Origin of the sequence: Paeniglutamicibacter sulfureus, from assembly GCF_030512175.1 — a bacterium.
Lineage (GTDB): Bacteria > Actinomycetota > Actinomycetes > Actinomycetales > Micrococcaceae > Paeniglutamicibacter > Paeniglutamicibacter sulfureus.
This window is the reverse complement of the sequence record NZ_JAULBL010000001.1, coordinates 639,351-655,286: the sequence shown is the minus strand read 5'-3', so window position 1 is coordinate 655,286 and position 15,936 is coordinate 639,351. Positions and strand designations below refer to the sequence as shown.

16 protein-coding genes are annotated in these 15,936 nt (G+C 65.8%); 10 read left to right on the top strand and 6 right to left on the bottom strand.

The genetic code is table 11. The features are described 5' to 3' along the window. The first annotated feature begins 47 nt into the window (after window positions 1-47). Together Q2T94_RS02855 and ilvA are read left to right on the top strand one after the other, a co-directional pair. Window positions 48-1,364 carry an AI-2E family transporter gene (locus Q2T94_RS02855; RefSeq protein ID WP_302262802.1) on the top strand — a complete coding sequence of 439 codons (1,317 nt, stop codon included), beginning with the start codon at window positions 48-50 and terminating at the stop codon, window positions 1,362-1,364. A gap of 104 nt (window positions 1,365-1,468) precedes the next feature. Then, window positions 1,469-2,719, top strand: coding sequence for a threonine ammonia-lyase (gene ilvA, locus Q2T94_RS02850; RefSeq protein ID WP_264268272.1), 1,251 nt, complete (start codon window positions 1,469-1,471; stop codon window positions 2,717-2,719). Window positions 2,720-2,947: 228 nt separating this feature from the next. On the opposite strand, the gene greA is transcribed toward ilvA, so the two are convergent. Continuing rightward, the gene (gene greA / locus Q2T94_RS02845) at window positions 2,948-3,442 is read right to left on the bottom strand and encodes a transcription elongation factor GreA (RefSeq protein WP_264268271.1); all 495 of its coding nucleotides are present in this window, start codon (window positions 3,440-3,442) and stop codon (window positions 2,948-2,950) included. 266 nt (window positions 3,443-3,708) lie between these two features. Continuing rightward, window positions 3,709-4,110 (bottom strand): DUF4307 domain-containing protein, encoded by a 402-nt coding sequence (locus tag Q2T94_RS02840; protein WP_302262801.1) that lies wholly within the window; start codon window positions 4,108-4,110, stop codon window positions 3,709-3,711. Window positions 4,111-4,218: 108 nt separating this feature from the next. Here Q2T94_RS02840 and mca point away from each other — a divergent pair, with 108 nt between their 5' ends. Both mca and Q2T94_RS02830 read left to right on the top strand, forming a co-directional pair. Then, the gene (gene mca / locus Q2T94_RS02835) at window positions 4,219-5,136 is read left to right on the top strand and encodes a mycothiol conjugate amidase Mca (RefSeq protein WP_302262800.1); all 918 of its coding nucleotides are present in this window, start codon (window positions 4,219-4,221) and stop codon (window positions 5,134-5,136) included. A 51-nt stretch (window positions 5,137-5,187) separates the two neighbouring features. Then, window positions 5,188-5,460: a hypothetical protein gene (locus tag Q2T94_RS02830; RefSeq protein WP_264268268.1), complete on the top strand. Its 273-nt coding sequence runs from the start codon at window positions 5,188-5,190 to the stop codon at window positions 5,458-5,460. 505 nt (window positions 5,461-5,965) lie between these two features. Here the strand turns inward: Q2T94_RS02830 and Q2T94_RS02825 are convergent. Then, window positions 5,966-6,718: a hypothetical protein gene (locus Q2T94_RS02825; RefSeq protein WP_302262799.1), complete on the bottom strand. Its 753-nt coding sequence runs from the start codon at window positions 6,716-6,718 to the stop codon at window positions 5,966-5,968. Window positions 6,719-7,396: 678 nt separating this feature from the next. On the opposite strand from Q2T94_RS02825, the gene Q2T94_RS20500 reads away from it, so the two are divergent. Genes Q2T94_RS20500 through Q2T94_RS02815 form a run of 3 tightly spaced genes read left to right on the top strand, consistent with a single transcriptional unit; the run spans window position 7,397 to window position 7,806 of the window. Next, complete coding sequence (locus Q2T94_RS20500) at window positions 7,397-7,510, top strand: DUF255 domain-containing protein (protein WP_367281514.1); 114 nt, start codon at window positions 7,397-7,399, stop codon at window positions 7,508-7,510. After that, window positions 7,465-7,593: a hypothetical protein gene (locus tag Q2T94_RS02820; RefSeq protein WP_302262798.1), complete on the top strand. Its 129-nt coding sequence runs from the start codon at window positions 7,465-7,467 to the stop codon at window positions 7,591-7,593. Before Q2T94_RS20500 ends, Q2T94_RS02820 begins: the two co-directional genes overlap by 46 nt. Window positions 7,594-7,608: 15 nt before the next feature. Further along, window positions 7,609-7,806: a hypothetical protein gene (locus Q2T94_RS02815; protein ID WP_302262797.1), complete on the top strand. Its 198-nt coding sequence runs from the start codon at window positions 7,609-7,611 to the stop codon at window positions 7,804-7,806. Window positions 7,807-8,402: 596 nt separating this feature from the next. Here the strand turns inward: Q2T94_RS02815 and Q2T94_RS02810 are convergent. Both Q2T94_RS02810 and Q2T94_RS02805 read right to left on the bottom strand, forming a co-directional pair. Then, a complete protein-coding gene (locus tag Q2T94_RS02810) occupies window positions 8,403-9,110 on the bottom strand; it encodes a response regulator (RefSeq protein WP_302262796.1) in 708 nt (235 codons plus the stop codon). A 5-nt stretch (window positions 9,111-9,115) separates the two neighbouring features. Next, on the bottom strand, window positions 9,116-10,552 hold the full coding sequence (locus Q2T94_RS02805) for a sensor histidine kinase (protein WP_302262795.1): 1,437 nt from the start codon (window positions 10,550-10,552) through the stop codon (window positions 9,116-9,118). Between the two features lie 156 nt (window positions 10,553-10,708). Here Q2T94_RS02805 and Q2T94_RS02800 point away from each other — a divergent pair, with 156 nt between their 5' ends. The 3 genes from Q2T94_RS02800 (at window position 10,709) to Q2T94_RS02790 (ending at window position 14,804) form a co-directional block, all read left to right on the top strand. Further along, window positions 10,709-11,632, top strand: coding sequence for an ATP-binding cassette domain-containing protein (locus Q2T94_RS02800; RefSeq protein WP_302262794.1), 924 nt, complete (start codon window positions 10,709-10,711; stop codon window positions 11,630-11,632). Beyond that, window positions 11,629-12,420 carry an ABC transporter permease gene (locus tag Q2T94_RS02795; RefSeq protein ID WP_302262793.1) on the top strand — a complete coding sequence of 264 codons (792 nt, stop codon included), beginning with the start codon at window positions 11,629-11,631 and terminating at the stop codon, window positions 12,418-12,420. The genes Q2T94_RS02800 and Q2T94_RS02795 overlap by 4 nt, the downstream gene beginning before the upstream one ends. Window positions 12,421-12,590: 170 nt before the next feature. Then, window positions 12,591-14,804 (top strand): thioredoxin domain-containing protein, encoded by a 2,214-nt coding sequence (locus Q2T94_RS02790; protein ID WP_302262792.1) that lies wholly within the window; start codon window positions 12,591-12,593, stop codon window positions 14,802-14,804. On the opposite strand, the gene trhA is transcribed toward Q2T94_RS02790, so the two are convergent. Then, on the bottom strand, window positions 14,801-15,481 hold the full coding sequence (trhA, locus tag Q2T94_RS02785; protein WP_302262791.1) for a PAQR family membrane homeostasis protein TrhA: 681 nt from the start codon (window positions 15,479-15,481) through the stop codon (window positions 14,801-14,803). The genes Q2T94_RS02790 and trhA overlap by 4 nt on opposite strands. Window positions 15,482-15,936: the final 455 nt, after the last annotated feature.

Here is a 15,936-nt window from a genome sequence, read left to right as displayed (position 1 = left end):
GCGTGCTTGGACGCGAAGCCCCGGTCCGGTTCCCGCGGGGGAGCGGCATGAAGCTGTCGCGTGCCCTCAAGCGCCTGGCTGACGCCACCGAAGCTGTTCAACAGAGTGCCCAGGCCACGCGCCATCGCCTGGCCGCCGATCCCGTGATCGATGAGGCCAGCGCACTCTCCTACGCCGAACATGCCCACGCCGACGACCTGCCCTACGGCGTGCGGATTGCGGCGTCGTGGTCTTGGCGGCTGATCGTCATCGTGATCGCCGTGGGCATCGCCGTCTGGCTGCTGTCCCATGTGTCCCTGCTGCTGATCCCGCTGATGATCGCGGCCCTGCTGGCGGGGCTGCTGAGTCCCGTGGTGAACTTCCTGAACCGCACCCTGCGCTTCCCCAAGGGGCTTTCCGTCGGGGTGACCATGATCGCGTTCCTGGGCCTGGTCGTCGGCGGCCTGTCGATCGTCGGGCGGCGCCTGGCCACTGGATTCGCCTCGCTGTGGTCCCAGGCCCTCACCGGCATCGGCCAGATCCAGCATTGGCTCTCCACCGGCCCGCTGGCCCTGAGCAACCAGGATGTCGACCAGCTGGTCCAGGACGCCCTGAACGAGCTCAGGAGCAATTCCTCCTCGATCCTTTCCGGCGCGCTGTCCTGGGGCACCACGGTGGGACACCTGATTACCGGTGTGCTGCTGGTGCTCTTCTCGCTGATTTTCCTGTTGCTCGACGGGCAGCGGATCGGGCGCTTCTTCGTGAACATCCTGCCGCGCCGTGCCCGCGCGGCCGCCCACGGAGCCGGCCGACGGGGCTGGGCCTCGATGGTCGTGTACGTTCGCGTCCAGCTCTTCGTCGCCTTCATCGACGCAGTGGGCATCGGCGTCGGCGCGCTGATCCTCGGAGTGCCGCTGGCACTGCCGCTGGGCGTGCTCGTCTTCATCGGGTCCTTCATCCCGGTCGTGGGCGCCTTGGTCACCGGCGCGGTTGCCGTGCTGCTGGCACTGGTGGCCAACGGCCCGGTCAATGCCCTGATCATGCTCCTGGTGGTGCTGTTCGTGCAGCAGGCCGAATCCCACATCCTGCAGCCGCTGATCATGGGCAAGGCGGTGAGCCTCCACCCGCTGGCTGTCGTCATGGCCGTGGCCGGCGGTTCCATCGTCGCCGGCATCGCCGGGGCGCTCTTCGCGGTTCCCGTGCTGGCAGTGGCCAACACCGTGGTCAAGTACATCGCCAACCGGGGCTGGGAACACGAGAACCCGTTCGGTGCCCAGACAGCGGCCATGGCCGCGGTGGGAGAATCCCGAATTACCAAGCCGGTCCGCACCACGGAACCGGCTCCCGCAGACCTTGACGGAGAAGAACCAGACCCAGGTTCCTGATCCCGCACGCCGCCCAAGTTGCCCGGCACAAGGTCCTGGCCCGAAAGACTTCCCGACCCGATTGCATTTGCGTGTCCATACACGCCCAGAAGAAAGCCGCTCCCATGATCCAGAAGACCACACTCCCGGTGAGCCTGTCCGACATCGAAGAGGCCCGGACCCTGCTTGAGGGCGTCAGCGTCCAAACCCCGATGGAGCACTCGCGCGCACTGTCGCTGGACATCGGCTCCGAGGTCTACCTCAAGTGTGAGAACCTGCAACGTGCCGGGTCCTTCAAGGTCCGCGGCGCCTACGTCCGGATGGCGAAGCTGACCGCGGAGGAACGTGCCCGCGGCGTCGTCGCGGCCTCTGCCGGAAACCACGCCCAGGGCGTCGCCCAGGCAGCCCGCCGGCTCGGCATCAAGGCCCGCATCTATATGCCGCTGGGAGTGGCGCTGCCCAAGCTCACCGCCACTCGCGACCACGGCGCCGAGGTCATCCTGCACGGTCACAACGTCGACGAGGCGCTTGCCGAGGCCGAACGCTACGCCACCGCAACCGGTGCCGTCTTCGTTCATCCCTTCGACAACCCCGACATCATTGCCGGCCAGGGAACCATCGGCCTGGAAATCCTCGATCAGCTGCCAGACGTCGACACCGTGTTGATGGGCGTGGGCGGCGGGGGACTGCTGGCCGGGGTCGCGGTGGCCATCAAGTCACGCGCCAAGGAGCTGGGACGCGACATCAAGATCATCGGCGTGCAGGCCGAGAATGCCGCCGCCTATCCGCCCTCGCTGGCCGCCGACGCGCTGGTCCCGTTGGACACCGTGCGCACCATCGCCGACGGAATTGCCGTGGGACGACCCGGCCAACTTCCCTTCCAGATCATCCGTGAACTCGTCGACGAGGTCGTCACAGTCTCCGAGGACGCGCTGGCGCGCGCCCTGGTGTTCCTCATGGAACGCTCAAAGCTGGTCGTCGAGCCTGCCGGTGCGGTGGGCGTGGCGGCGCTGCTGGAAGGGAAGCTGGAGGAGCTGGGGCTGAAGCCGACGAAGACCGCGGTGATCCTCTCCGGCGGCAACATCGACCCGTTGCTGATGCTCAAGGTCATCCAACGCGGCCTTTCCGCGGCGGGACGCTACCTCACCGTGCGGATGATGCTGGACGACCGTCCCGGCGAGCTCGCAACGATCTCCCGTGTCATCGCCGAATCCGATGCCAACGTCACCCGACTGGACCACACCCGCGTCGGCGGTTCACTGTCCATGGGCGACGTGGCGATCACCATCGACATGGAAACCAAGGGGCACGCGCATTCGGAATACGTGCTGAACAACTTGCGGGCCGAGGGCTTCCAGCCGATGATCATCGGCTAACTCCACACCCCCGCATCAAGGCCCCCTTGTTCCATCCACCGGCGCGGTGGATGGAACAAGGGGGCCTTGCCTTTGCCCGGGCGAACGGGAAACACTGGCCAAAAGCAGATGGCCGCCAATGCTGAAACCCGCCGGGCCATCGCCCCCGAGGGGGAGATGGGCATCCAAACGGGTGAAGCATTGGCGGCCACCGGGCCACCGATCACGCCAAGGCGCGGGTGAAGGTAACTATGCGCTGTACGGCTTGCAGGAAACGATTTCGACGGTGATTTCCTTGCCGTTGGGTGCGGTGTAGCTAATCGTGTCACCGGACTTTGCGCCGTGCACGGCGGCACCAATCGGGGACCGCTCGGAGTAGACCTCCAGGTCGGTGTCCCCGGCAACCTCGCGGCTGCCAAACAGGAAGGTGGTCTTGTCGCCTGCGATGATGGCCTGAACCAGCATGCCCGGCTCGACGACTCCGTCATCGGCAGGTGCCTCGCCCACGTGGGCTCGGCGCAAAAGGTCCTTGAGGTACGCGATGCGTGCCTCGGCCTTGCCCTGTTCTTCCTTGGCTGCGTGGTAGCCGCCGTTTTCCTTGAGGTCGCCCTCGGAACGTGCCTGTTCAATGCGGTCCACGATTTCCGCGCGGCCCGGCCCAGCGAGGTGCTCAAGCTCGACGGTCAGGCGGTCAAACGCCTCTTGGGTCAGCCAGATTACTGGTTCATGATTGGTCGTGGTCACGTGGTACTCCTTGTGTAATCAGGGCCGCTGCTCCCCAGGGGAACAACAGGCCGAGATGGTCCCGCCCGATGATGCGACGAACAACTTGCAAGCAAAGACCCCGCACAGTGGGTGAAGAACTTTGTCCGTCACGTTCTGTAGCGGGGCATTAACGTATTAGAAAGATATTAGCCGTCATTTGGCTAATTGCCCAAGGTTTGAGCTTTTGGCGTATCGGCGCGTCTCGGAGACTTCACAATGGCCGAGACACTCGGGGCGTGTGGAATCTAGGCGGTCTTGAGGACTCTGCATTCCTCGATGCCGGCGGTGGTCGCCAACGATTCGGTGCGCAGATCGACATCAAAGCGCGTGGTTGTCATGCCCTGGCCCTCGCTGGGTCCCACGGTCAGCGTCTTCCATCCGACAATGGCGTAGGAATCGCTCATGGCGCGCACCTCGCACTGCACGGTCGCGCTGGCCTCCTTGGAAATGTCCACAATCGCGGTCGCCATCGTGGGTGAGTGGACGATGAACGAATTGTCCTTGAACTGCACGTTCGAATGAGTTGCCGTGGCCAAGTAGAGTGCGGCCAGCATGCCAACGCCCAGGGACCCGATGATCAACGTCTTGCGGGTCTTTTTGGGAAGGGCCCGCTTGGGCGAACCGTACCTATTAGTTAAGCTGGACATTGGCGCCTCTTTCGATTCGTGGGCGTCGCGGCCGGGAAATCATCCCTACCAGTCTAAGCCTTGGCAAGGGGAACCCTTCACCGAGCATGAGAAGTTGGAGCTACCTAGGTGGAAGAACGAAACGTGGAGCAGATCGCTGATTCAACGGGGCTGCGTTTGCTGGCGGTCCATGCACACCCCGACGACGAATCATCGAAGGGCTCGGCCACGATGGCCGCGTACATTGCGGCCGGCGCTTCGGTGATGGTGGCAACCTGCACCGGGGGGGAACGCGGAGACATCCTCAACGCGGCCGTTGGTGAACTTGCCCACGCACACCGGGACCTGGCCGGGGTGCGGCGCACGGAAATGGCCGAGGCCGCTGCCGTGCTGGGCATCGAGCACCGCTGGCTGGGTTTCGTGGATTCCGGCCTGCCCGAGGGCGACCCGCTGCCGGAACTTCCCTTCGGCGCCTTCGCCCTGCAGCCGCTGGACCGGGCAGCTGCACCGTTGATCAAGTTGATCCGCGAGTTCAAGCCCCACGTGATCATCGCGTACGACGAAAACGGCGGCTACCCGCACCCGGACCACATCCAGGCTCACAAGGTCGCGGTGCACGCCTTTACGGAAGCGGCCAAGGCCGACAGCTCCCCGGAACTCGGCGAGCCCTGGGAAACCTCCAAGCTGTACTACGACCGCGCCTTCGCCCCCGAGCGTTTCAAGACACTGCACTATGCGATGGTGGACGCCGGCATCGAGTCGCCGTATGCCGAACGAATTGCCGCCTGGGAGCAACACCCTGACGAGCAGCTCTTCGGTTGGGTCTCCCCGCACGAGACCACCACGCAGATCCACTGCGCCGTCTTCTTCAAGCACCGCGACCGGGCGCTGCTGGCCCACCGGACCCAGATCGATCCGGCCGGTTTCTTCTTTGCGGTGCCCGAGGCGATCTACGCCAAGTCATGGCCGTGGGAGGACTTCACGCTGATCGAATCCTCGGTTCCCACCACACTCCCAGAGACCGACCTGTTTGCCGGTCTAAGATAGGTAACGTGCCGGTGAAACCGGCCGCCAACTTTTTCAGAAAGAGCCCCGCGCGTGTATTCGTTCCTGCTGTACGCAGCATCAGTTAGTCCTTCGCCGGTTCCCGGCGCGCCCGTCGGTGACGCGGCACAATCCATTGGCCCGGGATTCGTGGGTTTTGTGGCCACCGCGGCGCTCGTCATTGTGACCATCTTCCTGATCCGTGACATGACCCGCCGCATCCGCCGGGTCCGTTACCAGGGCGAGGCCCAAGCCCGCCAGCAGGAGCTGGTGGAAAAGGGCAAAGACATCCAGCCCGACGAGCCGGGCGACAAGCCCGCGCGTTAATCGTCTCGGACTCCTGAAAGTATGGCTTGGATGGATTCTTGTGTCAGGTGTCGCTTTCGGGGCTCCGCCGCCGTGGGCTTGGCCATTGGGACTCGGCGCTTGGCGTGAATCCGCACCCTGAAGTCGCCTTGAGCGTAGGTGTCCCTGTGCCCTGTCGGCAGGTCGGTCTGATCGGCGGACCTGGACCCGGGCCGCATTCACGGGCGGACCTTGATCGACGGTCCCAGGCAATGGGACTCCACTAGCTCGCTGTCGAGTACTCTTCGTGGAACAGATCTGTTCTGAACGTGCGACGGAGAGCCGGAGTGTCGGATGACGAGGATGTCCGGTGCAAAGGATATCTGTCGTGAGACTGGGATCGGGAAACAGCACCGGGGCTTATCGGTTAAGCGGGACCGTGTTGGGATGAAGCACAGAATTGTCCCGCGTTGTGCGTCGTCTCGTTCCGCCTACCATCTGCGAGACCTCGCGAGACACCGGTTGGAAGAGCGCTCCGGCAGCTACTTCACAAAAGTGGAGGCTTCGAGCGGTTTCGTCGCCCGCCCGACATGTTCACGGCGTCGACTGGTTCGACGGCCCGGCTGGGTGCGTTCCGCCAGAAGAGGATGCCGGCCCAGATCATCCAGACCCAGACGAAAAGCGGGATGAAACCCAGGACTATTAGTACCGCATTGAAGGCCGGAGCAGCAAAGAACGGTATCAGAACCATGCCGGCACCGCCTATGAACCCGAGGACATTCAGTGCGACGGGGAAGAGGCCTGAGCGCGACAGACACCAAGCAGCGCAGAGGACTGACAGACCTGCAGAGCCGTAAACCATAGGGTACAAGGCGGTACCGGCTCGGTCCAGAGCCAGGACCGCTTGCTCGGACGAATCGGCTGCAAGTGTTGCGGCGCCGGCATAAATCGCGGTGATTGCGATTTCCAGCGCGACGCTGATGGTCATGATCGATACTGCAAATCCCATCAAGGGGTGGTCCCGGCCGGAGTCTCGGAGGCCGGCCCGAAGGCCGACGAGCAGCAACACCCGGCCGGTGAGCACGAGGCACATCCAACCGGCGATGAGTGCCATTCCGTTCTCGGATCCGGCATAGGTGGCCACGACCTCTTGCGGTGAGGCGCCGATCTCGCCGCCGATCATCTCTACCCCCACCAGACCAGATCCAAAAATGGCGACCCACTCCAAGAGGTAGAGCACGGCGCCCGCCAAGGCCATTCGGTTGCCGGCGATAGGTGGCCTGCCTTTGGTTGTCTTCATGACTTTTTCTTTTCTCGCTCGGAATTGGAGTCGGTTCACGTTAGAAGTAGCTCGAGGGAACGCCGGCCTACTGACCGCGAGCAAGTTTCAGGGAGCACGGCCGAAGGCGCCCCCGCGTCCACCAGCGGCACCCGGTATTGCCAGGCAGATACGCCGGCAGTCGAACACAAGTCGAACACGACGATGCCCGCGTCGTTCCGCGGTCAAGTCGCCAATGAACTGTCCGGCGCAAGAGGCCCCGGAGCTCTGTCCGCAAGCGCAGGGAACACGATGTCGGGTAGAAATGGTCCGTGCGTACCGACCGCTCCGGCGAGCGTCACGATCCGCGCGGCCTGACCAACGCGCACGAGTCAACTCCCGTGGAGAGCAACTTGGTCGGCAGTGTCGGGAACCGGGATGAGTATCAAGACGAGACGTGCGTGAAGCGCGGTCCACGGCCCCGCGGCCTCGTACCATCCTGTCTACGGGAGGGTTTTCGGTACTGGCATGCCATGGAAATCCGACCGCCATGACGAATTCGCTCACCGCCGGCGAGCCCGCTGACGCCCGCACCGAAACATGCAAGCCGCTCATGTCCGCATTCTAGTGCGGATGCTCCCGTGAGTCACCAGGAGGGGCTGGCATGCGCGAAATTCCCAGGCCGTGACCCAAAGAACCATCTTGGGGGAGACCGCAAACATGGGACAACGAATCGCCTCAAGCGCTTCCGCCTACTTGCGCCAGCATGCCCACCAGCAGGTGGACTGGTGGCCCTATGGGGACGAGGCCTTGACCGGGCAGCAGCCCCGTTGATCAAGTTGATCCGCGAATTCAAGCCGCACGTGATCATTGCGTACGACGAAAACGGCGGCTACCCGCACCCAGACCACGTCTAGGCGCACAAGATCGCCATGCACGCCGTTGCAGAAGTTGCCAAGTCCACCAGCTCTCCGGAACTTGGCGAGCCCTGGGAAACCTCCAAGCTCTACTACGATCGCGCCTTTGCCGACGAGCGATTCAAGACACTGCACTACGCCATGGTGGACGGCGGCATCGAATCGCCCTATGCCGAACGAATTGCCGCCTGGGAGCAACACCCGGACGAATAGCGATTCGGGCGGGTTTCGCCGCACGAAACCACCACGCAGGTCCACTGCGCAGACTTCTTCAAGCACCGAGACCGGGCGCTGCTGGCCCACCGGACCCAAATCGATCCGACAGGACTCTTCTTTGCCGTGCCCGAGGCGATCTACGCCAAGGCATGGCCATGGGAGGACTGCACCCTGATCGAATCCGCGGTTCCCACCACACTCCCAGAGGCCGACCAGTTTGCCGGTGTAATGTGCCGATGATTCCGGCCGCCAACTTTTTCAGAATGCGCCCCGCGCGTGTATTCGTTCCTGCTTTACACCGCCTCCGTTAGTCCATCGCCGGTTCACGGAGCGCCCGTCGGAGATGCGGCACAGAGCATTGGCCGGGGATTCGTGGGTTTGTGGCCACGGCGGTGCTCGTCATTGTGACCATCTTCCTGATCCGTGACATGACCCGAGGCACGTCAGCAGGAGCTGGTGGACAAGGGTAAAGACATCCAGCCCGACGAGCCGGGCGACAAGCCCGCGCGTTAGGCTCACCATCATCCTGCAAAGGCCCCCGTGAAATTGAGAATTTCTTCACGGGGGCCTTTGAAGTGACCGCGGCCCTGGGTTCAGGAACCGGGCGGAACCAACCCGGCATGGTGGGCCAACACCGCGGCCTGCACCCGGTTCACTGCCCCCAGCTTGAGCAGGATTGCCGAGACATGCCCCTTGACGGTTCCCTCTGTCAGGTGCAGCCGAGCACCGATCTGTGCATTTGAATAACCGGCCCCCAGCAGGATGAGCACATCCGTTTCCCTGGCACTTAGCTGCGCCACGGCCGCGCGGGCCACCTGAGGGGCACCGACGTCGACGGCGCGCAGCCGGTCCACCACCCGCCGTGCCACGCGCGGTGAAAGATAGGCGGCGCCCGAGGCAACCGCCTTGACCCCGGCAATCAGCTCCTGCGGCGCCGAGGCCTTGAGTAAAAAGCCGCTGACTCCCACCTTCAGCGCCGCGTCGATGTACTCGTCTTCGCCGAAGACCGTGAGCATGGCGACGGCGGTGCCGGGCAGGCGCACGGCCAGTTCGCGGGCCGCGGCGAGCCCGTCGAGCACCGGCATGCGGATATCCAGTAGCGCCACCGAAGGCCGGAACCTGGCGGCAAGTTCCAGGGCCTGGCGCCCGTCGGCCGCCTCGGCCACTACTTCGATGCCCGGATCCGAGGACAGGATCGCCCGGACCCCGGCGCGGACCAGCGCCTCGTCATCGGCCAACAACACCGTGATGGGCCTGTCCCCGGGGCCGGAGGCGGGTCGTGGAACTTCGGGCAGGGGCACAGGGCTCATCCTTCGTTTCGCGGCAACAGATGGTCCTTGGACACGAGCACCCCGTGGCCGAAACACAGCCGGTACATGTCGGTGCTGAAATCCAGGAAGCCGTTGCGTGCCTGGTAGTAGATGCATGTCGTGTTCCCTGGTGCCGGGGTCTCGGCAATCATCGGGGTGGGGCCGTCCAGGCCGCCGGCGGGCAGCAACGGTACGATCTCTGCGCGGGCCTGCCCCACCCGCAGCTGCGCGTAGGCGGACGGCGCCAGGGCGTTGTCCACCACCGTGAGCACCTGCACCGTCACCAGGATGCCGGCCAACAGCGTCGCCAGCCCCAGCGGCAGCAACGCGGTGGCCCATTGCCGCGAGCGCGTGGTGCGACGAACATCGGCAAGCTCCGTGGCCACCGACCCATCCACCGGCGCAGGACCGAGCGCCAGCGTGCCGGGTCCGGGTTCGGGAAGCCGGGATGACCGGGGGATGCGTGCGACCAGGCGAAAATCCTGCCCGTGAACTCCGGCCTCCAGGGTGCCGCCGAGCATGCGCAGCCGTTCGGCGACCCCGGCGAGCCCGGAACCTCCGGTGCCCACGGCCGGGGCCGGTGAGGTGCGTCGGTTTTCGATCTTGATGGTCACCGGGTCCTTGCCTTCGTCGATCCCGATGTGCACCTCGGCGCCGGGGGCATGCCTGGCCGCATTGGTCAGCCCCTCCTGGACCACCCGGTGCATGGCGGCCTGCACCTCCCGTGGAGGATTCGGTGTTCCGGGCGGGGCCGGCACCTGTTCGAGGTCCGTCTGAAGCCCGGAGGTTCGCACCCGGGCAACCAGTGCCTGGATCGATTCGCCGGCAGGTACCAGCGGGGCAGCGCCGTTGGACGTGTCCTGGCGCAACATCGCCACGATCGCGTGCAGCGAATCGATGGCCTGGGCAGCTCGCTCGCGGATGTCGGCCGCCGCGCGGCGTCCGTGCTCCGTGGAGTTTGCGTCGACCTCCAGCGCGCCGGCGCCCAGGGCAATGAGCGCCAGCTCGTGCCCGAGCTCATCGTGCATGTCCTGGGCAATGCGGGTGCGTTCGAGCAGCCTGGCGTTGGCGGCAACGACCTCGTGTTCGCGTCGGCGTTGGGCGGTGCGCAGCATACGGTAGCGGCCCCACCACCATGGCAGCACCACCGCGGCAAAGACCAGCAGCACGTCCAACAGCCACCTCGAGGCGGCCCCGGAAGGATCGGCGGCAAGCCGCAGCGCACCGGCGACCAGGATCCCGGCCCCCAACATGGACACCGAACCGGAGAGGGAATCCAGCCTGCGCCCGGCCAGATAGGCGGCAACCACCGCCAGCGCCGCGGCCAGGGCATTGCCCGGGCCCAGGGCAGGCATCACGAGCGCGGCCAGCAACAGCACGACGGCCCAGCCGGCCTGCTGCGGACGGAAACGGACTCCGGAACGGATCCTCATTCACCCCATGCTACCGAGCCGCCGCCCGCCGGAACACCGACGAAAGTCAGGGGTGTTCGCTGCCCAAGACCCGACGAACGCCGGTGTCGGTGGGCCCGGGACCCAACCTAGCGTTGAAGGCAAGGAAGCAACACCAACCGGGCAAGGAGCAGGACCATGATCGTGCTTGAGGATCTCACCAAGGACTTTGGACGCAAGCGGGCGGTGGACGGGCTGTCGGTGGCCATCGAAGCGGGGAAAGTCACCGGCTTCCTGGGTCCCAACGGGGCAGGGAAGACCACCACCATGCGCATGCTGCTGGGGCTCGACACCCCCGACTCCGGGGCAGCGCTGATCAACGGGAAACCCTATGCGGCCCTGCACACCCCGCTGCGCACCGTGGGGGCCGTGGTCGACTCGCGCATCGGGCATCCGGGGCAGCGTGCCGCATCCCACCTGCTGGGCCTGGCCCGCAGCAACTCCATCCCCGCCCGCCGGGTGGGGACGGTGCTGGAGGAGGTCGGGCTCGCCGAGGCGGGGCACCAACGCATCGGCACCTTTTCGCTGGGCATGCGCCAACGTCTGGGCATTGCCGGTGCGCTGCTGGGCGATCCGCAGGTGCTCATCTTCGACGAGCCGGTCAACGGCCTGGACGCCGACGGGGTGGTGTGGATCCGAGAGCTCATGCGTGCCAAGGCGGCCGCCGGGGCGACGGTGTTCGTCTCCAGCCACCTGATGAGCGAGATGCAGTCCACGGCCGACCACCTGGTGGTCATCGGGCGGGGCAGGCTGATCGCGGATGATTCCATCGACAACGTCATCGCCGAAAGCGCGCTGAACTCCATCACCGTCGCCACCCCCGATGCCGCGCTGCTCGCCGAGGCGCTGTCCCGCGCCGGGTACCCTGTCACCTTGACGGATTCCGGGACGCTGCGGGTCACCGGCGCCTCGCTGGAGGATGTCGGGGGAATTGCCCACGGGCTGGGGCTGAGGATCAACGAACTGAGCCTGCGCAAGGCCTCGCTGGAACAGGCCTACGCCGAATTGACTTCCTCCAGCCTCGAATACGTGCCAACCGAAAATGAAAGGAAAGCATCATGAGAGCCATCCAGGGAACCCCGCCCGCCGCCATCCGCCGCGGCCGCGGCCGCCGGGCCGCGGCCTTTGAGGCCACCAAGCTGGCCTCCCTGCGCTCCACCTGGATCATCCTGTCACTGGCGCTGCTCGGGCAGGTCGGCCTGGCCTGGCTGCTGGGCGCCTCGGCGCAGGCCAGCGGGGAGAACGGCTATGACACGACGATGCCGGCACCTTTCGTCGCCTTCGTGTCATTGCAGCTGTCCCAGCTGTTCATCGCCGTTCTTGCGGCGCTGTCCGTCACCTCCGAGTACGGTTCCGGCACCATCACCACCTCCCTGCAGGCGGTCCCGGTGCGCTTGAGCTTCCTGGGGTCCAAGGCCGCGGTGCTGGGTGCGGTCGGATTCGTTTCCGGGGCCGCCCTGGTGGGGGTCGGCACTCTGGTGGCGGCACCGGCCGCGGGATCCTACGGAGAGTTCACGCCCGGCCAGCTGGCCACGGCCATGCTCGGCGCCGGCGCCTACCTGGGGCTGCTGGCCATGATGATGGTGGGCCTCGGATCGGTGCTGCGTAGCAGCGCCGGGGCCGTGACCGCGGCGTTCGTGCTGCTCTTCGGGCTGCCGCAGATCCTGCCGCTGTTCGCCGCGGAGGCGGTGCAGGAAGCCGCCTCCTATCTGCCGACCAATGCCGCGGCGGTGTTGGGCACCGCAGTGGAACATCCCTACGGCCCGGTCACCGCGGTTGCCGTTCTGGCAGCCTGGACGACGGTGTTCCTCGGTGCCGGGTATGTGGCATTGCGGGGCCGGGACAGCTGAAGTCGGCTGCTGCTGGCGTCCCACGAAGCGAACCACTGGGCAGTCAGCTCGATGTCTACGTTCCACATGTCTCCGCCTTGGAACCTCCAGACACGACGGTCGTCGGGATTGGCCTGCGCTCGATGTCCCGGGCTCTGCCATGAAGGACGCTCGTGGGGGAGACTGGAAACATGGGACAACGAATCGCCTCGAGCGCCTCCGCCTACCTCAGGCAGCATGCCCACCAGCAGGTTGACTGGTGGCCCTACGGGGACGAGGCATTCGCCGAGGCCGCGTCCCGCGACGTCCCGGTCTTCCTGTCCATCGGATACGCAGCCTGCCACTGGTGCCACGTGATGGCCCGCGAATCCTTCGACGACCCCGGGATCGCCGCCTACCTCAACGAACACTTCGTGCCGATCAAGGTCGACCGCGAGGAACATCCTGCCGTCGACAGTGCCTACATGGCCGCAACCCAAACACTCACCGGTGCCGGTGGCTGGCCCATGAGCGTATTCACGCTCCCCGACGGCCGCGCCATCCATGCCGGGACCTATTTCCCGCCGGTGCCCCGGCCGGGCATGCCCGCCTTCATGCAAGTGCTCGAAGCCGTCACCGACGCCTGGGACAACCGCCGAGACGCCTTGGAACTGCAGGCAGCGACGCTCGCCGACCACCTGGGTTCGGTCGCCGGCGGACAGGCCAAGATGTTCTCCCGGTCCCTGCCGTTGCCCACTGCCGGCAATGAACCGGGGCTGGCCGAGGTGATCGGCACCGCCGTGCGAAAGTTGGCGGCCATGGAGGATCCCACCGGAGGCTTTTCACCGGCACCCAAGTTCCCGCCGAGTTCCGTGTTGGACTTCCTTCTGCGGGCTTCACTGGGCTCGGGGCCCGAGGCGTCGCAGGCCACCGCGCTGGCATCGGAGACGCTGCGGATCATGGCCTGCAGTGCACTGGCAGACCACGTGGGCGGCGGCTTTGCGCGTTATTGCGTGGATCCTGAATGGAAGATCCCGCACTTTGAAAAGATGCTCTACGACAACGCACAGCTGCTGGGACTGTACGCCCGCGCGGCGGTGCAGTTGCCCGATGCGGACGTCGCCGAACTCTGCCGCGTATCCGCCCGCGGCATCCACAAGTGGCTGGAGGAAGACATGCAGCTTCCCGGCGGGGGATTCGCCTCATCCCTTGACGCCGACACCGTCATGCCGGACGGATCCCACCACGAGGGCGCCACCTACACCTTTAGCCGGGGCGAGGTCGCTAGGATCCTGGGGGAACAGGGAACGGAAGGGCTTCGGGCCTCCGGCAATGTTTTCCTGCAATTGTGGGCAGGCGCATCGCTGCCGGGCGAGGGCGCCGGGCAAGGTGATCTCCTTCCGCGGGACGTGCCGATGACCGTTGCGCTGTCCCGCACCCCGACGCTCGCCGAATGGCCGGGGCTCGCAGATGCCCTGGGGAAACTGGCCGCCGAGCGTGCGACGCGGGTGCAGCCGGGCCGCGACGAGAAGGTCGTCGCCGGGTGGAACGGCCTGGCCATTGCCTCGCTGGCCGAGGCCGCGGTGCTTGTGCGCGAACCGCTCATGCTTGACCTCGCCACGAAGACGGCCGAGTACCTGTACCGGGTGCATTGGGTGACGGCGAGCGGTGGCGCCGGGGCAATGCTCCACCGCATCAGCCACCAGGGCCGGGCCAGCACATCCATCTCCGCGGTGCTTGAGGACTATGCGGGCGTGGCACTGGGATTCCAGCAGCTGGGTACCGCCTCGGGGGACCAGGTCTGGTTCGCCAGAGCCGACGAAGTGCTCAGCGCGGCCCTGGAACTTTTCCTTGACGGCGGATTGCCACTGGACAGCGCAGCGAACGACCCCCGAGTCCAGGCCATGCGCGGGGGAATGGGCAGCGCCGAGGCACTGGATGACGCGGTGCCCTCGGCGACCTCGCTGCTGGCCGCCGCGCTGCTGAACCGGGCCGGACGCAAGCAGCTGGACATGGGAGCGGGCGCCCCCGAGGCGGCGTTCGAAAGCAGCGAAGAAGACCTCGGGTTGGTGCGCATGTTGCTGGGATTCGTGCCGGCCCTTGCCGAGCGCGCACCCCATGGCACCGGGAGCGCCTTGGGAGTGGTTGCCCGATTCGTCCACGGTTCCACGACGGAGCTGGTCGTGGCGGGAGGAACCGAGCCCGAGCGCCGGGAAGCGGTGCGTCTCGGCGTATTGGCGGCAGTGGCCCAACTGGGCCCGACCGGCGACGCGGGCACCAGGGACACTGTCTACCCGGCGGGACCCGAGGGGCAATTGCGGCTCTATGTGTGCCGCGGAGGGGTTTGCCACGCACCGGTCGGTAACCTGCCGGCGCTGGCCGCGCTCATCGCACCGGGACTTTCGGTGAGCGGACCGGTGAACTAGGTGGCGCCGAGCACCGCGATGGCAATGGCTGCGAAGTGGCAGGAGAAACCGATCAGCGTGAAGGCATGGAACAGCTCGTGGAATCCCAGGATTTCCGGAATGGGGTTCGGGGCCTTCAACGCGTAGAACACCGCACCGGCAATGTAAAAGGCACCGCCGGCGCATATGAGGATTGCCGCGGCCGGGCTGGCGGTGAAGAATTCCCCGATGAACAGCAGGGACGCCAGGCCGAGCAATACGTAGACGGGGGTGTAAAGCCAACGCGGTGCGTCGGTGTAGAACACCCGGAAGCCGACCCCTGCAAGGGCCCCGATCCAGATCGAGACCAACAGAATGGTGGCCGACTTGGCCGGAAGCAGGGCCCAGGCCAGCGGCGTGTAGGAGCCGGCGATCAGCAGCATGATGTTGGTGTGGTCGATCCGCTTGAGCACGCGAGTGGTGGTCGGCGACCAATTTCCGCGATGGTAGAAAGCCGAAACCGTGAAGAGCAGAACCCCGGTGAACGCGAACACGGCACTGGCGATCTTGCCGGCGCCCGCAGGGGCCAGAACGATCAGCACGATACCGGCGACCAGGGCCAGTGGTGCGGTGACTGCATGGATCCAGCCGCGCAGCAACGGCTTGGCCGGGTGCGCTGGAACCATGGGATGTGACGGGGTCCCGGATGCTTGGCTCATGACCCCAGCCTAAACTACCGCGCGGTAGCTTTGGCGGCGGCGATACGGCGTCTATCTATTGGGCGGGACCTTCGAGGCTCCGACCGAAGAGAATAGGTCGTACACGTGGACTTCACAGCGGGATGCTGCGTCGGCTGGTTCCGCGATTCTGGCATCAACCGACGACAATAAAGGGTTCGCGCATGCCGGTGACACCATCGTCTTCCAGGTCAACGCATTGGGAACCGCGACTACGGTAAAAATGCAGGAGAACTAACCCGCATCCTCACCAGACGCCCCTGCGGAGGCAGCGCTCGCCGGGGCGTCGTGCCCTTCGTGGCAGAGGCGAATAGCCCCTGTGGCAAGCCCCACCTTGCTGACAAGACGGGCATTCCCGGTTCAATCCCCCCGGCGCCTGCCGTGATCACCATCGATGGATCGAGGCCAAGGTGGCAGCGGTGGCCGGAGTGCCGAGG

Coding starts and splice junctions, on each gene's coding strand:
- Q2T94_RS02795 (WP_302262793.1), top strand. CDS start 11,629: ATGAGAGCCATCCAGGGAACCCCGCCCGCCGCCATCCGCCGCGGCCGC.
- Q2T94_RS02815 (WP_302262797.1), top strand. CDS start 7,609: ATGCACGCCGTTGCAGAAGTTGCCAAGTCCACCAGCTCTCCGGAACTT.
- Q2T94_RS02790 (WP_302262792.1), top strand. CDS start 12,591: ATGGGACAACGAATCGCCTCGAGCGCCTCCGCCTACCTCAGGCAGCAT.
- Q2T94_RS02805 (WP_302262795.1), bottom strand. CDS start 10,552: ATGAGGATCCGTTCCGGAGTCCGTTTCCGTCCGCAGCAGGCCGGCTGG.
- Q2T94_RS20500 (WP_367281514.1), top strand. CDS start 7,397: ATGGGACAACGAATCGCCTCAAGCGCTTCCGCCTACTTGCGCCAGCAT.
- trhA (WP_302262791.1), bottom strand. CDS start 15,481: ATGAGCCAAGCATCCGGGACCCCGTCACATCCCATGGTTCCAGCGCAC.
- Q2T94_RS02825 (WP_302262799.1), bottom strand. CDS start 6,718: ATGAAGACAACCAAAGGCAGGCCACCTATCGCCGGCAACCGAATGGCC.
- Q2T94_RS02840 (WP_302262801.1), bottom strand. CDS start 4,110: ATGTCCAGCTTAACTAATAGGTACGGTTCGCCCAAGCGGGCCCTTCCC.
- Q2T94_RS02855 (WP_302262802.1), top strand. CDS start 48: ATGAAGCTGTCGCGTGCCCTCAAGCGCCTGGCTGACGCCACCGAAGCT.
- ilvA (WP_264268272.1), top strand. CDS start 1,469: ATGATCCAGAAGACCACACTCCCGGTGAGCCTGTCCGACATCGAAGAG.
- Q2T94_RS02800 (WP_302262794.1), top strand. CDS start 10,709: ATGATCGTGCTTGAGGATCTCACCAAGGACTTTGGACGCAAGCGGGCG.